Genomic DNA, 20,091 nt, shown 5'->3' with positions numbered 1-20,091 from the left:
TTTTAGTTAGGAGTGGAATAGATGAAAAAAATAAAAGTGGCAGTTATTGGCTGTGGCAGTATCGCAAAACATCGCCACTTGCCTGAATATGCAAATAATAAGGCAGTGGAAATCGTAGCAGTCTGTGATATTGTTTCGGATCGCGTGACGGAGATGGCAGAACTATATAATGCAAAAGCATATACAGACTTTGAGGAGTTACTCGAGAAGGAATCAGTCGATGCTGTTAGTATTTGTTTACCTAATTACTTGCATGCTCCGGTTTCTATTGCTGCACTAAATGCTGGAAGTCATGTCCTATGTGAAAAGCCTATGGCCACTTCTAGCAAAGAAGCGGAAGAAATGATAGAAGCAGCCAAACGAAATGAAAAGAAATTGATGATTGGTCATAATCAGCGGTTTGTTTCTTCTCATCAAAAAGCGCGTGAATTAATTGCCACTGGTGAAGTTGGAAAGATTTATAGTTTCCGAACGACTTTTGGCCATGGTGGACCTGAAGGCTGGAGTGCCGATGGAGAAAATAGCTGGTTTTTCCAAAAAGAGAAAGCATTTATCGGTGCCATGGGAGATTTAGGTGTACATAAAGCAGATTTGCTTCGCTATATTTTAAATGATGAATTTACAGAAGTTGCTGCTTTTGTAGAGACAAACGCGAAAGAAAATGCAGATGTCGATGATAATGCCGTTTGTATTTTAAAAACAGAAAGAGGGATTACTGGAACCCTCGCTGCAAGTTGGGCGTACACAGCAAAAGAAGATAATTCAACGGTTATCTATGGTGAGAATGCCACACTACGATTGGAAGAGGACCCAGTTAATAACTTAATTGTCCAATATAAAAATGGAGAAGTTGTTAGATATGAGTTAGCTGGCATTCAATCTAACGATGAAGACGGACAGACAAATACACATGTTATTGATCACTTTGTCGAAGCTATCGAGAATGACGAGAAGCCGCTCATTGATGGAGAAGAAGGCAAAAAGTCCTTAGAAGTAGTGTTGGGAGCTTTAAAATCAGTCAAAGAGAAGCGGATTTATCAATTGGAGCGAAGGTAAGATGAACAAACTCAAAATGGGAATAATTGGTACCGGAGGAATTGCCCAGGCACGGCATATTCCTTCGTATTTAAAGTTACAGGATAAAGTGGAGATTGTAGCAGTTTATGATATCAATCAGCCATTAGCAGAGACTGTTGCAGAAAAATTTCAGATACCTTACGTTTTTGACAACTATCATGATTTATTGGTAAAAGTTGATGCGGTAACTATTTGTACCCCAAATAAATTTCATGCAGAAATTTCTATAGCAGCTTTAGAAGCAGGAGTTCATGTTTTATGTGAAAAGCCTATGGCGATGAATGCAGAAGAAGGTAAGTTAATGATTGAAGCTGCTAGAAAAGCTAATAAGTTATTGTCGATCGCCTATCATTATCGATTTCTTGAAAATACAACAGTTGCTAAGCAAGCTAGCCTCGAGATTGGTGATCCACTAGTGACAAGGGTACAAGCATTAAGAAGAAGAAAAGTTCCAGGTTGGGGTGTTTTTACTAATAAGGAGCTCCAAGGGGGAGGCAGTTTAATCGATTTTGGATGTCACTTATTAGACTTATCACTGTGGTTGCTTGATGAGCCGGAGCCTTTGGAAGTCACAGGTACTTCCTACAATCGTTTAAGTAAATTACCAAACCAAGTAAACGATTGGGGAAGCTTTGATTCTGAAACTTTTGAAGTGGACGACCATGTAACAGCGTACATTAAGTTTAGTGATTATAGTTCTTTATTATTTGAATGCTCATGGGCCGCAAATATAAAAGAAGACTATGTCAATGTAAGTATCTCAGGGGTTGATGGAGGTTTGAACGTATTTCCTTACGAAACCTACCAACCCAAAAATGGAAAAATGACGACAACCACTGCTGCTGATTTAGATGAAAACCACGAAAATGCTGGATACCTTCAAGCAAAGAACTTTGTAGAAAGCTGTCTAGGAGAAGCCGAGTTAATCAGTAAACCAGAACAAGCTTTAAAAGTAACGAAAATAATTGATGCTATTTATAAAAGTAGTGAAACGGGTGAAAGTGTTAGATTATAAGGTTGATTGTTGAAAATGGCACTTTTTAGAGAGCCAAGAAATTTACTCTATCAATTGAGAGCGGGTTTCAATCGACCGCGCCACGAGTTCTATCAATCGAGAGTGGGCTTTAATCAACCGCGCAACATGTTCTATCGATCGAGAGCAGGTTTCAATCGACCGCGTAACGTGCTCTATCAATCGAGAGCGGGCTTCAATCAACCGCGCAACATGTTCTATCAATCGAGAGCGGATTTCAATCGACCGCGCCAAGAGTTCTATCAATCGAATGTGACACTTCTATTAAAATATAAAATTAACAATTAGAAGATTTAATTTTCAGAGGAGGTACCATTTTGAAATTAGGCGTATTTACCGTATTATTTGCAGAAAAAACTTTTGAAGAAATGCTTGATTACGTAAAAAATGCTGGGTTACAAGCGGTTGAAATTGGGACAGGTGGGAATCCTGGTACTGCACACTGTGACTTGGACGCACTATTAAATAGTGAAGATAAGCGAAAAGACTATATGGACAAACTGGAATCGAGAGGGTTAAGTATTAGTGCATTCAGTTGTCACGATAACCCAATTTCACCGAACAAAACACATGCACAAGATTCTCATGACACATTTATTAAAACGGTTAAATTAGCAGAACTGATGAATGTACCTGTAGTAAATACCTTTTCAGGTGTTCCGGGGTCAAGCGAATCATCTAGCTATCCAAACTGGCCTGTAACACCATGGCCTACTGAATACTCAGACGTTTTAAATTGGCAATGGGAGAAAAAATTAATTCCTTATTGGAAAGAACAAGGTCAATTTGCAAAGGATTATGGGGTGAAAATTGGCTTGGAACTTCATGCAGGATTTCTTGTACATACTCCTTACACGATGCTAAAACTTCGTGATGCAACCAATGATGCTATTGGAGCAAACTTAGATCCAAGTCACTTATGGTGGCAAGGTATTGATCCAGTTGCAGCTATAAAAATTTTAGGAAAAGGAAATGCCATTCATCATTTCCATGCAAAAGATACGTATATCGATCAGGATAACGTTAATATGTATGGATTGACTGATATGCAGCCATACTCCAATGTGCAAACACGTGCTTGGACATTCCGTTCTGTAGGTTATGGTCATGGGATTCAGGAATGGTCTAACATTGTCAGTGCTTTGAGAACATATGGATATGATTATGTCATCAGTATTGAACATGAAGATCCTATTATGTCTATTGATGAAGGTTTTAGACAAGCGGTGAAAAATCTAAAATCGGTAAATATTGAAGAAGCTCCTGCAGATATGTGGTGGGCTTAAGTAAAGCATTTCTTTCTAACGTGACTTTGCAAAGGTGTACCAGTAGAATAATAGGGGATTAGGTTTGGAGGAAATTATTTTGAGAAATTCAGGTTTAATGAGTGGAATATATGCTGTTAGTGAATGGATTATGCGGTTCTCCGTGATCAATATTTTGTGGATTATCTTCAATCTGCCTATTGCATTTATTTTAATAAGTATACTCTTTGCAGAGCACTTGACTGATATTTACTACCTGGTGCCAATTCTCGTTGTCCTAGTGCCCATTTTATTCTTCCCAGCAACACAAGCGATGTTTGCTTCTGTTAGGGATTGGGTGATAAAAAGGGATGAAGGGGGATTGATTAAATCCTATTGGAGGTATTATAAAGATAACTACAAAAAAAGCGTTATAAGTGGAGTTATTCTTACCTTTATTTGGTTATTTTGGTATGTAGATGTTTATTATTTTAGCAAGGAAAATGTTTTACTTATGTTTGTATTTGGCTTCTTGGGCATCGTTTTGTTCATCTATACGATTAACTTTTTTTCTATTAATGCACACTATCACATGAAGCTTGGAAAGACCTTTAAAAATACATTATTAATTACCATTGGCAGTCCAGTTTTATTCTTCGCTGTTCTTATTACAAGTGCCATTCTGCTGATGATTAGTATTACGAAAATGCAATTCTTAATTCTGTTTTTTACTGGTTCTTTAATGGCGTATATATCATTTTCTGCATTTTATCGTTTGTACTTAAAACTGGCTGGTACACATTAAAAATAAAGGAGGGATTGGCATGCAAAAGAAATGGTGGAAAGAGGCAGTGGCCTATCAAATTTATCCACGAAGCTTTATGGATTCTAATGGTGATGGTATCGGTGATATCCAAGGTATTATCTCTAAATTGGATTACATAAAGAATCTTGGCATTGATGTCATTTGGGTTAGCCCTATCTATCAATCGCCAAATGATGATAATGGCTATGACATCAGTGATTATCAGGATATTATGGAAGAATTCGGTACAATGGATGACTTTGATCAATTATTAAAAGAAGTTCATCGTCGAGACATGAAATTAATTATGGATCTAGTTATTAATCATACATCTGATGAGCATCCTTGGTTCATTGAATCGAGGAAGTCTAAAGACAATGCCTATCGTGATTATTATATCTGGCGTCCCAGTAAAAATGGCAAGGAACCGAATAATTGGGAGTCTATTTTTGGAGGTTCTGCATGGAAGTATGATGAGACAACCGACGAATACTTTATGCACTTATTCTCTAGTAAACAACCTGATTTAAATTGGGAAAATCCGGATGTAAGAAGAGAGCTATATAACATGGTTAACTGGTGGTTAGATAAAGGAATTGATGGATTCCGAGTAGACGCCATTTCACACATTAAGAAAATACCAGGATTACCTGATTTACCCAATCCAGAAAACTTAGACTATGTCCCATCTTTTAAAGGACATATGAATCGGGATGGTATTCAAGAATTTTTACAGGAATTGAAAGAGAACACTTTCTCCAAATACGATATTATGACCGTTGGGGAAGCAAATGGTGTTCAAGCCAATCAAGCGGATAATTGGGTTGGAGAAAAAAATGGAAAATTTAATATGATTTTCCAATTTGAGCATCTTAATTTGTGGGGGAAGGATACAGATACTGGTATCGATATTCACAAATTAAAAGAAATACTCAGTAAATGGCAAACAGCCCTTGATGGTTCTGGATGGAATGCACTATTCCTGGAAAACCATGACCAGCCACGCTCAGTTTCAACCTGGGGAGACGATGGTAAATATCGTGTGGAATCAGCTAAGAGCTTAGCGACGATGTATTTTCTTATGCAAGGAACGCCATTTATTTATCAAGGACAGGAAATCGGAATGACGAATGTCCAATTTGAGTCAATTGATGATTATAATGATGTTGAAATTAAAAATCTGTATCGGAACAAACGAGAAAAAGGTGTTCCTGTTGAAGAAATTATGGAGATCATCTGGAATACAGGACGCGATAATTCTAGAACGCCGATGCAATGGAATGATAAAGAGAATGCCGGATTTACAACTGGTAGACCCTGGTTAAAGGTAAATCCAAATTATAAAGAAATAAATGTTGAAAAAGAATTACAAGATGAAGATTCAATTTATCACTATTACAAAAAGCTCATTCAGATTAGAAAAGAAAATGCAGCTTTAGTATATGGAACCTATGATTTAATTTTAGAAAATCATAATCAGGTTTATGCATACACACGAACATTAGATGATCAACAGGTGTTAATCATGGCAAATCTATTTGAAGAGGATTCAGACTTTAATTTGCCAGCATCATTAAAAGATAGTGAAAAAGAACTGCTATTAAGTAATTATGATAATGATTTTGATGAACTAAGTTTGCGACCTTATGAAGCAAGAGTTTATTTGATTAAATAGTTTTTGATGGAGGGGGAGCCTTGTTATGGAGGTTTCCTCTTTTTCGTGTGGTCTGGCAAGGAAAATATCGGCCGTGATTAGAGAGATGCTAAAGTTCACAACAGAAATGCTGATGTTCCCATTTTCCACACTACATGACGTCACGGTATTGTCAAAACATTGTGCCTCACCATATTGAAAATGATTCTCATTATCGCTTAGAATGAAAGTATGACCTTTATGGAGGCGATAAAATGAGCAACTTTTTAGTATTGTATGCAAGTGTGACTGGAAATACCGAGTTAATGGCAAATGCTGTAGTTAATTATCTAAAGCAATATGACCATAATCATAATGTAGATATAAAAGAATTTGATGTAGATAAGATAAATGTGAGGGATTTACCTAATTATGATGCGGTATTATTAGGGGTGTATACGTGGACTGATGGTGAACTGCCATTTGAAGTTGAGGATTTTTACGATGAACTAGATGATATAGATATGACTGGCGTGGCATGTGGTGTTTTTGGGTCAGGAGATCAATTCTATGATGTCTTTTGTGGTGCAGTTGATATCATGTATGAACGTATGGAGGAGATTGGAGCAGCCATGATTCCTATTAAAGTAAAAGCAGATTTAGATCCGAATGAAGAGGAAGCTAAACAATGTAAGGAACTTGCTGAATCAGTTATTCGAACGGTTAGTCAAATGAATGTAGTACTATAATGAAAGGTCGAGAGTGAAGGCTTCCTTCCACTCTCTTCTCTGATGATGGATTCCTCCAATCTCGTATGTTACTTTAAGACGGTAAATCTTCATGTTCTATATCAGATGGAACTTTATCTTTATCTTTAGTGTTTGACTCTCTATTTAAATCTTTTTCTAGTTCTTCCCAGGTAATTCCATAAGGAGCTCCACCTGATGTATATCCTGCTATAAACGCGAAAGTCTCATCACTATCCAAATCCCATTCTGTATTCTGTTGTTTCGACTTCTTACGCTTTTCAGCTTGTATTTGCTTTTGTTGCTCGGCATCTCGCAGTTCTTTTTTGTATGACTCTTTAATTGAATAGCCTAACATTTCCAATTCTTTTACGGCACACAGTTTGTTAACGCCAAAGTGTTTACTATACCCTTTTACAAGATTTTTTCCTTCATACTTAGGAATCCAATGTACTGCTGCCTGGAGTCTCCCATTTCTCTTAAGTCGCTTATGTTTTGGAGTATTCGCTTTTCGTTTCTTTTTTTTCATATAAGTTCCTCCCCGTACACAAATCCTATCTACTTTTCCACTAAAATTCAATCTGTTTGAAATATCCTAGATTAAGTTAAACTAGTATATAGAAAACTAATAGATATTAAGGGGAATTACAATGGCTGACTTGAAAATCAGACTTCAAAAGGCACTGAAAGAAATTGAGAGACTAAAAGGTGAAAACAAGCAGTTAAAAGATTTACTAACTTCTCACCATATACCAATTCAATTAGAGGAGAAATCCTTAAATGAAGCAAAAAATGAGAAAATAAAAGCAAGAATTCAGCTATTTCGAAGTCTTTTTAAAGGTAGAGATGATGTATTTGCGCAACAATGGCGAAAAGATAACGGGAAGATCCAGTATTCACCTGCTTACAATAGGAAGAGCCAAGAATACATTCCTTTAACTGACCAAGTTATTTATAACCACTTAGCTGGCAAGAAAGTAATTGGTATTTATCCTGTTCAAAATGATGATACTTGCTGGTTTGTTGCGATTGACTTTGACAAGAAAAATTGGAAAAAAGATGCTCGTGCTTTTATGAGTGTCTGTAAAGAATATGAGGTTCCGGCTAATATGGAAAGATCACGTTCCGGTAATGGGTGCCATATTTGGATTTTCTTTAATGATGCCATTCCAGCAAAATTAGCGCGTAAGCTCGGACATGCTTTGTTATCAAGGACGCGTGAAAAACAGGGGAATTTGGAATCATTTGACCGTTTATTTCCTAATCAGGATTCCTTGCCAAAAGGTGGATTTGGAAATTTAATTGCTTTGCCATTACAAAAAAAAACTCGTAAACAGAATAATAGTGTATTTCTAGATGAAAGTTTCAACCCATATTCGAATCAATGGAAATATTTATCTCAAATTAGCAAAATAACAAGGGAAGCAGTTGAAGGAATAATCAATAAATACGGATATAATACTAACAAGGGTTCTATAATTGCTGAGAAAATACAACAAGTCATACTGCCAGCTAAGATAGAGATTATTTATAAAAATGGGTTATACATTCCGAAAGATGTACTACCGGAATATCTGTTAGAGCAAATAACAAAACTAGGTAGATTTAATAATCCAAAGTATTACCAAGCTCAAGCTAAAAGATTGTCAACATACAATATTCCAAAAATCATTGATTGTACAGATAACCTGGAAGATGAACTATTCTTGCCAAGAGGATGTTTTGGCGCTGTTAAAAAGCTTCTGCAAGAAAATCAGATACAATTAATCGTAAAAAATAACACTAATTTGGGAAGGCCAGTTAACAGTGATTTTCTTGGTAAATTAACTGCTCAACAAGAGGAGGCTGTACAAACGCTTCTTCATTATAAAACTGGGATTCTATCTGCTGCAACTGGTTTCGGTAAAACAGTTGTTGCAGCAGCACTTATAGCTCGCAGGAACGTAAATACTTTAGTAATTGTTCATACAAAACAATTACTAGACCAGTGGAAAGAGCGTTTATCTTCTTTTTTACAATTAGATCATGCAGATATTGGTCAAATTGGCGGTGGAAAAAGATCTGCTAAAGGCTCTATTGACATTGCTACAATTCAAAGTCTGGGTTATCAAGGAAAAGTAAAAGATATTATCAAAAATTATGGTCAAATTATTGTAGACGAGTGTCACCATATCTCAGCATTTAGTTTTGAAAGAGTATTGAAACATGCAGAGGCCACTTATGTTCATGGCTTAACAGCAACTCCAACAAGAAAAGATGGCTTGCATCCCATTATGACCATGCAATGTGGGCCAACGCGGTATAAAGTAAGTGCGAAAGATCAAGCGAAAGTTCGTCCTTTTAAACATGTGTTACTACCAAGAAAAACGTTCTTTAAGAGTAAGTTAGAGGATAATGATGTAAATATACAAAGGTTATATTCTGAAATAAGTCAAGATACGAAACGAAATGAAAAGATTTTTAATGATGTTTTACTCGAATTGGAACGGGGATCTAAGCCAATTATATTAACAGAGCGAATTGAGCATGTGTATGAGCTTGAAAAAATGTTTAGGGCTTTTGCTAAGAATATTATTGTACTTACAGGTGAATTGAAGAAAAAAGAAAGAGAAACCAGATTACAGCAATTAAAAAATATACCAGATGAAAAGGAAAGACTGATAATTGCTACAGGTAAATATATTGGAGAAGGTTTTGACAATGCAGTGCTGGATACATTATTTTTAGTTATGCCTATTGCCTGGAAAGGGACATTACAGCAATATGTTGGCAGGCTTCATCGGGTTCATGAAAATAAAGAAATGGTTAAAGTCTATGATTATGTTGATTATCGGGAAGACATATTTAAAAATATGTTTGAAAAGAGGAAGTCTGGCTATAAAGCATTGGGTTATATAGTGGAAGAAGCGGGATCAAAGGCTTTGACTGAACAAATGAGGCTATTTTAATTTAGTAAAAAAAGTCTATTTTTAAGATATGAGCGAAAAAACCTACTAGAAATTTCAATTTTCGTTTAAGCAAAATTATATTTTGTACATTGGTAAAGAGTCAGAATTGAGATTTTGCTGTGTTGTTTGAATAGGAATCCCATGCTAATATTAGTGCATAATGTAGGAAGGAGGTTATAAGCAGTTACCTTTTACTATAAAAAAACTATAAAAATATATAGGTATCTACTAAATAAATAATATTTTAAAAATTTTGTTTTCTGTTGAAATTGGTACTAAAATCCTATAAACTATAATTAGTACAAATGTTCGGGATGGGTGAGAAACAATGAAAACAACCAAACAAATACCAATTTTAATAGAAAAGGATAACCAATATCCATTGGAAGATTTGGATAGACTTATGGCTGTGTTTTGTTCAACGATAAGATACTCCTTTAATCGTTTATTAGGGGGGGAAAACAAGGGAGATTTAGTTAAAAAGGTAAATGTTCAATTCCATTTAAATAAACGCTATGCTGAAGATGCCGTCATGTTGGCGGAAGGTACCATTTCTAGTCAAAAAGTATTATTGCCTTCACGAATAGAAAACGTTCAAAGAAAAATAGAAAAAACGGAACAGAAAATAGAAGCTTATCAAACAGGAAAGAAAACTCCCAAAAATGTCTCTCTAGAAATTTGTCTGAAAGGTTTAAACGCTCGTTTGGTAAAGTTACAAAAGAAGAAATCTGAATTAGTAACTATTCAAGAAGAAGGTAGCATTTCAACGGTGATTTTCGGAGGGAAAAAGAACTTTTATAACCGAATGAAGAATAAGATTTCGTACCAATACGCTCTATTCTCGTGGGTATCAATCGAAAAAAGGGAATTTAAACATGAGGATCGTATATGACGAAAAGAAAATGAATTCTATTTGGAAGTAGCGAATCCATTATTGAAAAACCTGACAAAACACATAGTCCGAGAATGCGTTTCAAATTAAGTATACCTGACAAATACTTTCATAAAATTATAGATGTTGTGATGCCTAACATTATAGGTGAAACATCAAAAGGAAAGGATATGGAAGAATATCATGCTTACTCTATAGAACTGAAAAGAAAGAATGGGCAATATCGTGTTCACCTAACGTATGACATGGAAACATTTGGTAGGGAGTTAAAATTTGGAGGAAAAATCACCTCTGATACTCTTGCTGGAATAGATGTAAACATTGATAAAGTAGCTGTTTCCATTGTTAGCAAACAAGGAAATCTTCTGGCTCACCAAACATTCTATTGCCATGAAATGGAATATGTTTCATCCAAAAAGAGAAGCAATGTTTCCGGAGAATTAGCTAAAGAAATCATCGATTATATTCTATCTTGGAATGCTGGAGCCATCGTTTTAGAAGATATTACCCTAAGACAAGATCATGATACTAATAAAAAGTTCAACCGTTTAACACATTCTTTTGCTAAGAATAAACTTCAAAAGGCCATAAAGTCACGAGGCCTAAGAAATTGGTTTCAAATCAAAGAAGTGACCCCAGTGTATACTTCCGGTTATTGGAAGGTTTAAATACAGTGAAAGGTATGGGATGTCTGAACATGAAGCTGCTTCGTTAGTTATCGCACGAAAAGGTTTAGGATTGGACGAAAAAATCACAAAAGAATTATTGCAACAAATTCGTACGCTGGTAAAACCACATTTGATTAAAATTCTTGGGTCCATGGAAGAATCTGAGAAAAAATCTAAATATGGTAAACAGCGAAGAAAACGGCTAGGTTTCTATTTAAAAAGTATAGAAAAATTTAAAGAGAACCACCACTGGAAACTGTGGAATGTGGTTTATAAAACATTGAAATACAAGAACTGGGATTTACAACTGAAGGAGGTGTAATCCTGGTATTAAAACCTTCGCAGTAACTGACCAATAGAAGGAATGGTTGCTGCCTAGAATGCTGGCTTTAACAGAGCACCGCGGGTTGTCTTGGGCATTAGGCACATGACAGGGGTCACCCCTCTCCTGATGGAACGACGTGGAAATCGTCGCAGAAGTCCCCTTACCTGGTTCGGGGGCGAAAGGATACTATGGGAACTATTGTGATAGTTTTTTTATAGGTTTTAGTAACCAGGGACGAAGATGGAAGAGATTTCAAATAATGATTTATTTATAGCTATCAAGGAATTAGCTAATAACGTGAATGAAATCAAAGTGAAAGTAAGCAATATTGAAGAAAGAATAAGTAATATTGAAGGCAGATTAATAAATTTAGAAGAGCGAGTAACCAATCTGGAGACAGAAGTAAAAGAGATGAGAGAAGAACTTAAACAAGATATACGAAAAGTGGATAAAAAAGTAACCCTTCTTTCCAATGAACTATTAGAAGCAAAAGCAGATATATCTTTACTTCAAGAAGGAAGAAGATAGGAGCTTGCAGAGGCAGGCTTATTTATTTGACCATACAAAAGCTAGTTAACAAATTATCGGGTAATAGAAATTTCCTTATTAAAACAGCTTTAGAATTACTTCTTATTTAAACTTACACTTTATAACCTAATTATTTTTCAATATACAGTTATTTAGACCTAATTACAGGTTGGAAAATCATTCAAAAGCCACTTGAAGAAGCGATACAATCACTATATGATAACGATATGGGAGGAATATGAGTCGATGACACAAAAAATGATAGAAGAATTGTTGGAACTTATCACCTTGTGGTTGGATGATATTAGAGATATTAAAGCAAATAGCTATCATATAGATGAACTCCTAAGACAACTTGAACAAAAAGCAAACGATATAGGACCCAATATAGTTGGACTTGAAGAGAATGCTCAGGACATTGATGAAAAATTAGCTCAAATATCCAATTGTGTAGTTAGCAGTAAACAAAAGTCGATGATTCGAAGAGCAATGAACTAACAAGCGTGCATAATAGGCAGGCTTATTTTTTTATACTCTTTTTGTATATTTAGTTGCATTTACAGTTTTATAGTTGATAGAAACTCCTGATTTATTTAATTTAGAATAGTGCTTCTCAACCGCTACGGAAATACACTCCGCTTTCCGCGGGCGCTGCTGAGCCTACTCCGAGCTATCGCTCTCCGTAGTCTCACCTAGGCTTTTCTTCCCGCAGGACAAGGAACGCTTCGGCAGCGAATCATCGCACGCAGAAAAAGTGGTTTTGTTTTTCAAGGAGTCTCCGTGTATTTCCTCCGCTATGTTCTCTGCTCTACTTGTATAAACAAGAAAATATATTGTTTTTAAACGTTATTTCACAAGCTATAAATTAAAAAACTTGAGCATCTATCTTAGCGAATTATTCTGCCGGAGTGGATGATCGCACATATCAAACATAAGTGTAAGCGAGAGCAATACTATTCTGAATCAAAGAGATCCACAGTCTATACAAAATGTAAAGTAAAGTCATGGTAAATAGCAACAATCTTTTAGAAAAATGCTTTTTATTATGTATAAATAACTGATAAGATAAGAGGTAGTAGCTAGGGGGAATGAATTTGCCTGATGATGAAAAGAACTCATTTATGTCATTGTTACAAAAAAGAAAGTCGCTTGTTTGGCTCTTAATTTTCCTTATTACCATTCTTTGGGGTTATGCTTGGGTTTTAATGAAAGCATCCTTGGATTATATGGGTCCATTTACATTTTCTTCCTTTCGATTTGGTGCAGGTGCTGTTACCTTAATGTTAATTGTTTGGATATGGAAGGTGGGACTTCCACCGAAGACCTATTGGAGACATTTGATGATTATAGGTGTTTTGCAAACATCCATTGTTTTTCTGTTAGTTATGTTTGCATTACGATTTGTAGAAGCTGGAAAATCATCGGTACTTTTATATTCAATGCCCATGTGGAGCAGTTTACTCGCAGTGAGATTTTTAGGCGAGAAATTAACAAGGAGGAAAATTATCGGCCTACTTATTGGGATGATTGGTCTGTTAACTATTCTAGGATGGGATATATGGATCGGTCAAAGTCCTGAGGTGATAATTGGTGAAATACTTATTATTCTAGCTGCGATTTCCTGGGCTATCTCAAACATATATTATCGATTAAAGGTTCAAAATCTACCTCAAATCCAAGTTTCAGCTTTCCAAATGTTATTTGGAGCAATTGGAATCGTAGCCGTTACACTAGTAATGGAATGGGGAGAACCAGTTGTGTTCAATGTACATAGTATTTACTACATTTTATTTACTGGTGTACTAGCATCAGCGCTTTGCTTCACGGTATGGTTTATGATTATGAGTGTGGTTGATATGGTAACCGCGACGATATCTACGTTGCTTGTTCCCATATTTGGATTGATGTTTAGCACTTGGCTTTTGGATGAGGTACTTACAACAACGATTTTAATTGGATCAGCTTTTATTATTATTGGAATTGTGATCGTACAAAAGAAAAATCCTCGGCAGCAATAATGCCCGAGGATTTTGTATTTAAAATAAGAACAAACCAAGGGTAATAGGAACAAAACTGAACAGAAGTATCATGACACAAAATCCCATAATATCACGCACTTTTAATCCAGCAATTGCTAGTGCTGGCAACGCCCAGAAAGGTTGAATCATATTGGTCCAAGCATCTCCCCAAGCAACTGCCATCGCTGTTTTAGCCGTATCAGCTCCAATTTCTAGTGCTGCTTGAATCATGATAGGCCCCTGTACCGCCCATTGTCCGCCACCAGATGGGACGAAGAAGTTGACAATTCCTGCGCTGATAAAAGAGAAAAATGGCAGCGTGTAATCTGTTGCAAAACTAATAAACCACATAGAAATTTGCTCCGATAGACCAGAGGCTACCATCATCCCCATGATTCCAGCGTAAAATGGAAACTGAATAATAATTCCTCCAGCATTTTTGACCCCTTGAGTTACAGTATCAAGAAACCTTCTCGGAGTTTGATGGAGAAGAATACCTAGAAACAAAAAGACAAAGTTTACAATATTTATATTTAGATCAAATCCATTTGTAATAAAATGAAAGACAATAAATACTAAGCCCATGATTCCGATGATTAAAGATACAACTTGACTGTTTTCTAGTTTTTCTGCTGGGGTCTTTGGGTTAACTGGAACAGTATCATCTTCCTCTTCAGGTGCCTTCAATGCAGATGAATTTGTAACATTTTGAGATTCTGAGCTTTTTAATAAAAAACGATTAAATATCGGTAAAGTAATTACTAATATAATAACTACAAAAAGATTAAAAGGACTAAATAGCGTTTCAACCACCGGAATGGTACTTATAGACTCTTCTAAAAAGTGACCTGGTGTGGCAATAGTAAGTGGAACAGAACCTGAAAAACCACCATGCCATACCAACATCCCACTGTATGCGCTTGCTATTAATATTCGGTAATCTACAGCAGGTACTCGCCTTGAAACATGAATTGCAAACAAAGCTCCTACTACAAGACCAAACCCATAGTTAATAAGGCAAGCCAAAATAGCTACAAAGGTAACGAGCATCACAGCCTGTGCGGGGGTTTTTGCTAGAGTACTTAATTTGGCTAATATCTTTTTAATAATCGGTGCACTTGCTAAGATGTACCCAGTAACAACAACTAAGGACATTTGCATAGCAAAAGCTAACAAATCCCAAAATCCTGTTCCCCAATGTTCCACCATTTGAATCGGCCCACTATCGGTGAAGATGAATCCTAGAAGATAAACAACAAAAGTTAAGATAATAGCAAACAGGAATGCATCTGGCAAATAGCGCTGAACAATTTTGTCAAAAAATCTTGTGAGAACTTTCATACGTGGTTTCCTCCTTTGTAAATTAATGTTGTATTCGCTATATATTTATGTTCGTCCTATGTAGAAAAGTACTTTATCGGGTTAAATGGACTATTCTAATAAACTGTACCTTTGTAATAATATGTAAGAAATGCTTTATAGATTTTCGGTAGCTTACAAAACTAGTAATATTAGTTATAATGAAATAGGTAAGATTAACCAGTAAAAAGCCAAATAATGTTAGAAATAAAAAAAGAAAATTTGGTGATTAATAACATCTCTTCACTTTAGCGAATAAAAGACGATAAACAGAGTAATGAAGATGAAAGAATCGGTGTTTACATACATAGTAGAGAAAGGAAATGTATATGGAAACAGATCAATATCTGGATATGTTCCTTGATGAAAGCAGGGAACATTTACAAGCAGTAAACGATAATATTCTCTTATTAGAAAAGCAACCAGAGAACCTTGAATTAGTTAATGAAATTTTCCGTTCGGCACATACCTTAAAGGGAATGGCAGCAACGATGGGGTTTGAGGACATTGCTTCGTTGACACATAAAATGGAAAACGTCCTTGATCTCATTCGTAACCAAAATTTATCTGTAACGCCCAATATTGTCGATGTCATTTTTAATGCGATTGAAGCTTTGGAAGACATGGTTCAGGCAATCAGTGAAGGAGAAGATGGGAATAATGATGTTACAGAATTAATTCAACGTCTTGAAATTATAGAAAAAGGTGAGTCTACCTTGACGCAGCCAACACAGTCAGGCAATAGAATTGCTGCGACCGAAGAGGTGGTAAAACCGTTAATTGAATTGGATGAATTTCAGCTAGAAATAGTACAACAAGCAGAAGAGCAAGGATTTCAAGCTTATCTTGCATCTGTTACGTTAGCGGAGGACTGTATATTAAAAGGTGCACGTGCGTATATGGTATTTGAAATCCTGCAAAAATTCGGGGAAATAATTCAAACGACGCCAGCTGTTGAAGACATTGAAGAGGGTAATTTTGATCAGAGTTTTTCTTTTGTTTTTCTGTCCAATGAAGAGACTGACAAGATGAAAGATCAACTATTAAAGGTTTCTGAAGTTAAAGAAGTAGAATTACACCAATATACGCCTTCTATCAAGGATACTGAAAGCAACGTACAGAAAGAAGAAAAAACTGTTTCGCAGAATATAGTAACGAAAGACGAAAAAACGAGCAGTGTAACAAAACGGAAGAAATCGGAAACAGCTCACCATGCTTCAAAGACCATTCGTGTGAATTTGGAGAGAATTGATGATTTATTAAATATATTTGAAGAAGTGGTAATTGACCGTGGAAGGTTGGAAGTGATATCGGACACCTCTGAAAATCAAGAATTAAAAGAAGCTGTCGAGCATTTGGGAAGAGTCACTTCGGAAATGCAGAGTCTAATTCTATCGATGCGCATGGTTCCTATAGATCAAGTTTTCAACCGTTTCCCACGAATGATTCGAGGGCTTGCTCGTGATTTAAATAAGAAAATCAATTTGGAAATTATTGGTGCAGATACTGAATTAGATCGTACAGTCATCGATGAAATTGGAGATCCTCTCGTTCATTTAATACGAAACTCTATTGATCATGGGATAGAAGCTCCATATGAACGCATACAATCAGGTAAACCAGAAGAGGGGAATCTCATATTACGCGCGTATCATAGTGGAAATCACGTATTTATTGAAATTGAAGATGATGGCGCGGGAATAGATCGGGAAAAAGTTGAAGCGAAAGCAATGGAAAAGGGATTACTAACAAAAGAGGAAGCAGAAGTTCTATCAGATGATGAAATAGCAAGCTTTATTTTGGAATCAGGATTCAGTACAGCTGAAAAAGTATCTGATATATCTGGACGTGGAGTCGGGTTAGACGTTGTAAAGAGTAAAATTGAATCGCTTGGTGGAGAGATTAATCTTCAAACACAGAAAGGAATAGGAAGTACATTTTCAATTCAATTACCACTTACACTATCTATAATTGCAACTTTACTCGTAAAAGTGCAACAAGAAACTTATGCTATACCACTATCTTCAATCATCGAAACAGTTCTATTAGATCATAAGGAAATTTTCTATGCTCATGGAAGAAAAATGATGGATTTTCGTGGACAAGTTATACCACTTGTATCATTGAGAGATGTGTTCCAAGTTCCTCGGGAAGATATAGAGGGGGATGAAAAGTATCAAGCTATCGTTGTTGTGAAAAAAGGTGAAAAACTGACTGGTTTAATGGTAGATTCTTTTATTGGACAGAAAGAAATCGTTCTAAAATCATTAGGAAAGTACTTACGCGATGTGTTTGCTATTTCAGGAGCAACAATACTAGGTGACGGAGAAGTTGCCTTAATTATTGACCCAAATGCTTTAATCAAATAAGGCTCATTCTTCTCTATTAATACAGATCAGCGGTTTTTTCTTAAACAGTAGGAACAGTCTTAAATAACAAGGCTCTTTTCGTATAGTTGTTTGTTGCTTTTTGAAGTATTACAGTTGATAGAAACTCTAATTTCTTTAATTAAGAATAGTGTAGCTCTCGCTCACACTTATGATTGATTTGTGCTACCATTCGCTCCGGCAGAATACTTCGCTTTCCTCGGGGACGGCCTCAGCCTCTCCGCGGAAAGCGTAGTGTATTTCCGTAGCGGATCTATAGCAGTATTCAGAATTAAAGAAGTTAACAGTCTATATAAAATGTAAGGTAAAATCATGTAAAAAGCAACAATCTTTTAGAAAAGATCCAATAACAAAGGAGGCTATTATCTTGGCTGAATTGACGAAGCATATTATATTTAAACTGATAGATCAACCATATGGAGTTGATGTGAATCAAATTATTTCTATTGAACGATTACAGGATATAACGGAAGTGCCTCGAACATCTGATTTTATTAAAGGTATAACTTATATTAGAGGAGAAACGACTCCAATCATCGATTTAAAAGAAAGGCTATTATTGGATCAAGCGGACCCAACAGAAAATAGTAGAATATTAGTCGTGAATATCAACAACATGCAAATTGGCTTAATTGTTGATGCTGCAACAGAAGTAAAGGATATTGATCAGGATATGATAAAGCCGGCACCACCAATTATAGGTGGAGTGAAGGAAACTTTTGTCAAAGGAGTAGCAAATTTAGAAGAGGGACTCTTAATTCTGCTGGACTTAGAAATGATTATTGATCCAAATGAGACAAACGAATTAAAAGAAGTGATAGAGGCGTAGTAAATAAAGGGGAGTAGCAAAATTTAATTGCTGCTCCTCTTCTTACTTTTATTTTTTTAGTAATCATATGTCATATTTCCTGGGAAATGATGTCTATTTAGTAACATACGTACAAGCAAAAGTCGATTTATAGGATTTAGGTAAATCTGTGGTACATGGAGCCTCAAGGGTATTCATGGAAAACCTATGAAACTATGCTACAATAATTATAACAAACGGTTTATGGGATTTTTTACCATTAGCCTAATAGGAAGTGAATATTATGCAGCATGATAGAAAGTACAAGATTCATGATTATCATTTTTGGAAGATAACGTTGAGTTTAGCTTTTGCTTCATGTTTTATTTTTGCTGCATTGTATGTAGTACAACCGCTTCTTCCAGTTTTTGTTGATGAATTTGGCGTATCTGTTAATATATCCAGTTATACACTTTCATTATCTATTTTTGGATTAATTATAGGACTTATAACAATAGGTTTTTTATCTGATCGGATAGGTCGAACTGTATTTATCAAGCTATCTGTAATTGGGGCTGTTTTTCCATTCCTTCTTATGCCTTTGGCCGATTCTTTTTCTATTATTTTGGTTCTTCGTTTTATTCAAGGATTTGCATTTGCTGGATTACCAGCAGCATCGATTGCTTATCTAAGTGAAGAGATGGAAAGAAGGAGTGTTGGGGTTGCAACAGCATTATATATTTCTAGTAATGCTATAGGAGGAATGGTTGGTAGGGTGCTGACCGGCTACATTACTGATCTTTATTCATGGCAATCTGCTTTTTATCTTTTTGCCTCCATTGGGGGAATTATAGTTATTATTGTATTCTTTTTTCTTCCCAAATCCCGGAATTTTAAACCAAGTAACGATACTTTTAAAAAAGATATGGAAGGATTCTTCTTTCATTTAAAAAATCCGAGAATGATCTTAATAATTGGGATTGGTATTGTTCTGCAACTGTCTTTTACAGGGATATGGACGTACCTACCCTTTCATTTAGGTGATGAGCCATTTTCTCTATCACTAGAATCTATATCCTATACCTATTTCGCTTATTCTTTAGGGGTTGTTGGATCTCCTATTGCTGGGTGGCTGTCAGGGCAATTTGGTTTAGACAGGGTTCGAACAATAGGAATCGTCGTATTAGCATTAGGAGCATTATTAACGATTAGTCAGTCTCTAGTCATCATTACCATCGGCTTATGTATTCTTTGCTTTGGCTTTTTTACTGCTCATTCTCTTACGGCGACGGTCGTTGGTGAAAAAGCAACACACCATAAAGGAAGTGCCACAAGTCTTTATTTAGTTGCTTACTATATCGGAGTAACACTTGGTAGTTCTGCGGTAAGTCCACTATGGCAGTACTACGGTTGGAACGGAATCGTACTGACTTCAGGGTTATTACCTGTTCTTTACTTATCCGTAGTAACTATTGTTTCCAAGCGAGTTAAGAGTCAGGTGGAACATGGAAAATAAATTTATGTTTCTTATATCTTGACCGTTTAATAAGAAAGTTGTTTTTATACTTGATCTATACCTAAAAGACTATTGTTTTATGTACATAACTTCATTCCATATTCCATATTTTATATAGACAGGAT

The 20,091-nt window shown here is 35.8% G+C and carries 19 protein-coding genes; 16 read left to right on the top strand and 3 right to left on the bottom strand.

Annotation, left to right across the window (positions count from 1 at the left end):
• Positions 1 to 21: 21 nt before the first annotated feature.
• Together D8M06_RS04910 and D8M06_RS04905 are read left to right on the top strand one after the other, a co-directional pair.
• Complete coding sequence (locus tag D8M06_RS04910; RefSeq protein WP_121203243.1) at positions 22 to 1,056, top strand: Gfo/Idh/MocA family protein; 1,035 nt, start codon at positions 22 to 24, stop codon at positions 1,054 to 1,056.
• 1 nt (position 1,057) lies between these two features.
• Complete coding sequence (locus tag D8M06_RS04905) at positions 1,058 to 2,092, top strand: Gfo/Idh/MocA family protein (RefSeq protein ID WP_121203242.1); 1,035 nt, start codon at positions 1,058 to 1,060, stop codon at positions 2,090 to 2,092.
• Between the two features lie 42 nt (positions 2,093 to 2,134).
• On the opposite strand, the gene D8M06_RS19670 is transcribed toward D8M06_RS04905, so the two are convergent.
• A complete protein-coding gene (locus D8M06_RS19670) occupies positions 2,135 to 2,356 on the bottom strand; it encodes a hypothetical protein (protein ID WP_147404946.1) in 222 nt (73 codons plus the stop codon).
• Between the two features lie 71 nt (positions 2,357 to 2,427).
• On the opposite strand from D8M06_RS19670, the gene D8M06_RS04900 reads away from it, so the two are divergent.
• From D8M06_RS04900 to D8M06_RS04885, 4 genes are all read left to right on the top strand, one after another.
• On the top strand, positions 2,428 to 3,396 hold the full coding sequence (locus D8M06_RS04900) for a sugar phosphate isomerase/epimerase family protein (protein WP_121203241.1): 969 nt from the start codon (positions 2,428 to 2,430) through the stop codon (positions 3,394 to 3,396).
• Between the two features lie 79 nt (positions 3,397 to 3,475).
• The gene (locus D8M06_RS04895) at positions 3,476 to 4,159 is read left to right on the top strand and encodes a YesL family protein (protein WP_241558834.1); all 684 of its coding nucleotides are present in this window, start codon (positions 3,476 to 3,478) and stop codon (positions 4,157 to 4,159) included.
• Between the two features lie 19 nt (positions 4,160 to 4,178).
• Positions 4,179 to 5,834 carry a glycoside hydrolase family 13 protein gene (locus D8M06_RS04890; RefSeq protein ID WP_121203240.1) on the top strand — a complete coding sequence of 552 codons (1,656 nt, stop codon included), beginning with the start codon at positions 4,179 to 4,181 and terminating at the stop codon, positions 5,832 to 5,834.
• Between the two features lie 233 nt (positions 5,835 to 6,067).
• Positions 6,068 to 6,541: a flavodoxin gene (locus D8M06_RS04885; RefSeq protein WP_121203239.1), complete on the top strand. Its 474-nt coding sequence runs from the start codon at positions 6,068 to 6,070 to the stop codon at positions 6,539 to 6,541.
• A gap of 73 nt (positions 6,542 to 6,614) precedes the next feature.
• On the opposite strand, the gene D8M06_RS04880 is transcribed toward D8M06_RS04885, so the two are convergent.
• The gene (locus tag D8M06_RS04880; protein ID WP_121203238.1) at positions 6,615 to 7,067 is read right to left on the bottom strand and encodes a hypothetical protein; all 453 of its coding nucleotides are present in this window, start codon (positions 7,065 to 7,067) and stop codon (positions 6,615 to 6,617) included.
• A gap of 121 nt (positions 7,068 to 7,188) precedes the next feature.
• Here D8M06_RS04880 and D8M06_RS04875 point away from each other — a divergent pair, with 121 nt between their 5' ends.
• The 7 genes from D8M06_RS04875 (at position 7,189) to D8M06_RS04850 (ending at position 13,917) form a co-directional block, all read left to right on the top strand.
• Positions 7,189 to 9,486, top strand: coding sequence for a TOTE conflict system archaeo-eukaryotic primase domain-containing protein (locus D8M06_RS04875; protein ID WP_121203237.1), 2,298 nt, complete (start codon positions 7,189 to 7,191; stop codon positions 9,484 to 9,486).
• Positions 9,487 to 9,814: 328 nt separating this feature from the next.
• Positions 9,815 to 10,378: a transposase gene (locus tag D8M06_RS04870; RefSeq protein ID WP_241558833.1), complete on the top strand. Its 564-nt coding sequence runs from the start codon at positions 9,815 to 9,817 to the stop codon at positions 10,376 to 10,378.
• 131 nt (positions 10,379 to 10,509) lie between these two features.
• Positions 10,510 to 11,046 (top strand): IS200/IS605 family accessory protein TnpB-related protein, encoded by a 537-nt coding sequence (locus D8M06_RS20105; protein ID WP_241558831.1) that lies wholly within the window; start codon positions 10,510 to 10,512, stop codon positions 11,044 to 11,046.
• Between the two features lie 19 nt (positions 11,047 to 11,065).
• The gene (locus tag D8M06_RS20100) at positions 11,066 to 11,368 is read left to right on the top strand and encodes a hypothetical protein (RefSeq protein WP_241558830.1); all 303 of its coding nucleotides are present in this window, start codon (positions 11,066 to 11,068) and stop codon (positions 11,366 to 11,368) included.
• 243 nt (positions 11,369 to 11,611) lie between these two features.
• Positions 11,612 to 11,899 carry a hypothetical protein gene (locus D8M06_RS04860; protein ID WP_121203236.1) on the top strand — a complete coding sequence of 96 codons (288 nt, stop codon included), beginning with the start codon at positions 11,612 to 11,614 and terminating at the stop codon, positions 11,897 to 11,899.
• A gap of 246 nt (positions 11,900 to 12,145) precedes the next feature.
• On the top strand, positions 12,146 to 12,397 hold the full coding sequence (locus D8M06_RS04855) for a hypothetical protein (RefSeq protein WP_121203235.1): 252 nt from the start codon (positions 12,146 to 12,148) through the stop codon (positions 12,395 to 12,397).
• A gap of 596 nt (positions 12,398 to 12,993) precedes the next feature.
• Complete coding sequence (locus D8M06_RS04850) at positions 12,994 to 13,917, top strand: DMT family transporter (protein ID WP_241558828.1); 924 nt, start codon at positions 12,994 to 12,996, stop codon at positions 13,915 to 13,917.
• An 18-nt stretch (positions 13,918 to 13,935) separates the two neighbouring features.
• On the opposite strand, the gene D8M06_RS04845 is transcribed toward D8M06_RS04850, so the two are convergent.
• Entirely contained in the window at positions 13,936 to 15,258 is a 1,323-nt protein-coding gene (locus D8M06_RS04845) for a short-chain fatty acid transporter (RefSeq protein WP_121203234.1), read from the bottom strand.
• Positions 15,259 to 15,605: 347 nt separating this feature from the next.
• Between D8M06_RS04845 and D8M06_RS04840 the strand changes: the two genes are divergently transcribed.
• From D8M06_RS04840 to D8M06_RS04830, 3 genes are all read left to right on the top strand, one after another.
• Positions 15,606 to 17,645: a chemotaxis protein CheA gene (locus D8M06_RS04840; protein ID WP_121203233.1), complete on the top strand. Its 2,040-nt coding sequence runs from the start codon at positions 15,606 to 15,608 to the stop codon at positions 17,643 to 17,645.
• A gap of 385 nt (positions 17,646 to 18,030) precedes the next feature.
• Positions 18,031 to 18,492, top strand: coding sequence for a chemotaxis protein CheW (locus tag D8M06_RS04835; RefSeq protein WP_121203232.1), 462 nt, complete (start codon positions 18,031 to 18,033; stop codon positions 18,490 to 18,492).
• Between the two features lie 262 nt (positions 18,493 to 18,754).
• Entirely contained in the window at positions 18,755 to 19,966 is a 1,212-nt protein-coding gene (locus D8M06_RS04830) for an MFS transporter (protein WP_121203231.1), read from the top strand.
• Positions 19,967 to 20,091: the final 125 nt, after the last annotated feature.

It is taken from the genome of Oceanobacillus halophilus (genome assembly GCF_003628505.1).
In the GTDB taxonomy this organism is placed as follows: Bacteria; Bacillota; Bacilli; order Bacillales; family Amphibacillaceae; genus Oceanobacillus; species Oceanobacillus halophilus.
The sequence above is the reverse complement of the archived record's forward strand: the minus strand, read 5'-3'. Positions and strand labels throughout refer to the sequence as shown.

Excerpts from the sequence above, each read along its gene's own strand:
- D8M06_RS04890 (WP_121203240.1), top strand. The coding sequence starts at position 4,179 with ATGCAAAAGAAATGGTGGAAAGAGGCAGTGGCCTATCAAATTTATCCA.
- D8M06_RS04910 (WP_121203243.1), top strand. The coding sequence starts at position 22 with ATGAAAAAAATAAAAGTGGCAGTTATTGGCTGTGGCAGTATCGCAAAA.
- D8M06_RS20100 (WP_241558830.1), top strand. The coding sequence starts at position 11,066 with ATGTCTGAACATGAAGCTGCTTCGTTAGTTATCGCACGAAAAGGTTTA.
- D8M06_RS20105 (WP_241558831.1), top strand. The coding sequence starts at position 10,510 with ATGCCTAACATTATAGGTGAAACATCAAAAGGAAAGGATATGGAAGAA.
- D8M06_RS04830 (WP_121203231.1), top strand. The coding sequence starts at position 18,755 with ATGCAGCATGATAGAAAGTACAAGATTCATGATTATCATTTTTGGAAG.
- D8M06_RS04885 (WP_121203239.1), top strand. The coding sequence starts at position 6,068 with ATGAGCAACTTTTTAGTATTGTATGCAAGTGTGACTGGAAATACCGAG.
- D8M06_RS04875 (WP_121203237.1), top strand. The coding sequence starts at position 7,189 with ATGGCTGACTTGAAAATCAGACTTCAAAAGGCACTGAAAGAAATTGAG.
- D8M06_RS04870 (WP_241558833.1), top strand. The coding sequence starts at position 9,815 with ATGAAAACAACCAAACAAATACCAATTTTAATAGAAAAGGATAACCAA.
- D8M06_RS04880 (WP_121203238.1), bottom strand. The coding sequence starts at position 7,067 with ATGAAAAAAAAGAAACGAAAAGCGAATACTCCAAAACATAAGCGACTT.
- D8M06_RS04845 (WP_121203234.1), bottom strand. The coding sequence starts at position 15,258 with ATGAAAGTTCTCACAAGATTTTTTGACAAAATTGTTCAGCGCTATTTG.
- D8M06_RS04860 (WP_121203236.1), top strand. The coding sequence starts at position 11,612 with ATGGAAGAGATTTCAAATAATGATTTATTTATAGCTATCAAGGAATTA.
- D8M06_RS04905 (WP_121203242.1), top strand. The coding sequence starts at position 1,058 with ATGAACAAACTCAAAATGGGAATAATTGGTACCGGAGGAATTGCCCAG.
- D8M06_RS04855 (WP_121203235.1), top strand. The coding sequence starts at position 12,146 with ATGACACAAAAAATGATAGAAGAATTGTTGGAACTTATCACCTTGTGG.
- D8M06_RS04840 (WP_121203233.1), top strand. The coding sequence starts at position 15,606 with ATGGAAACAGATCAATATCTGGATATGTTCCTTGATGAAAGCAGGGAA.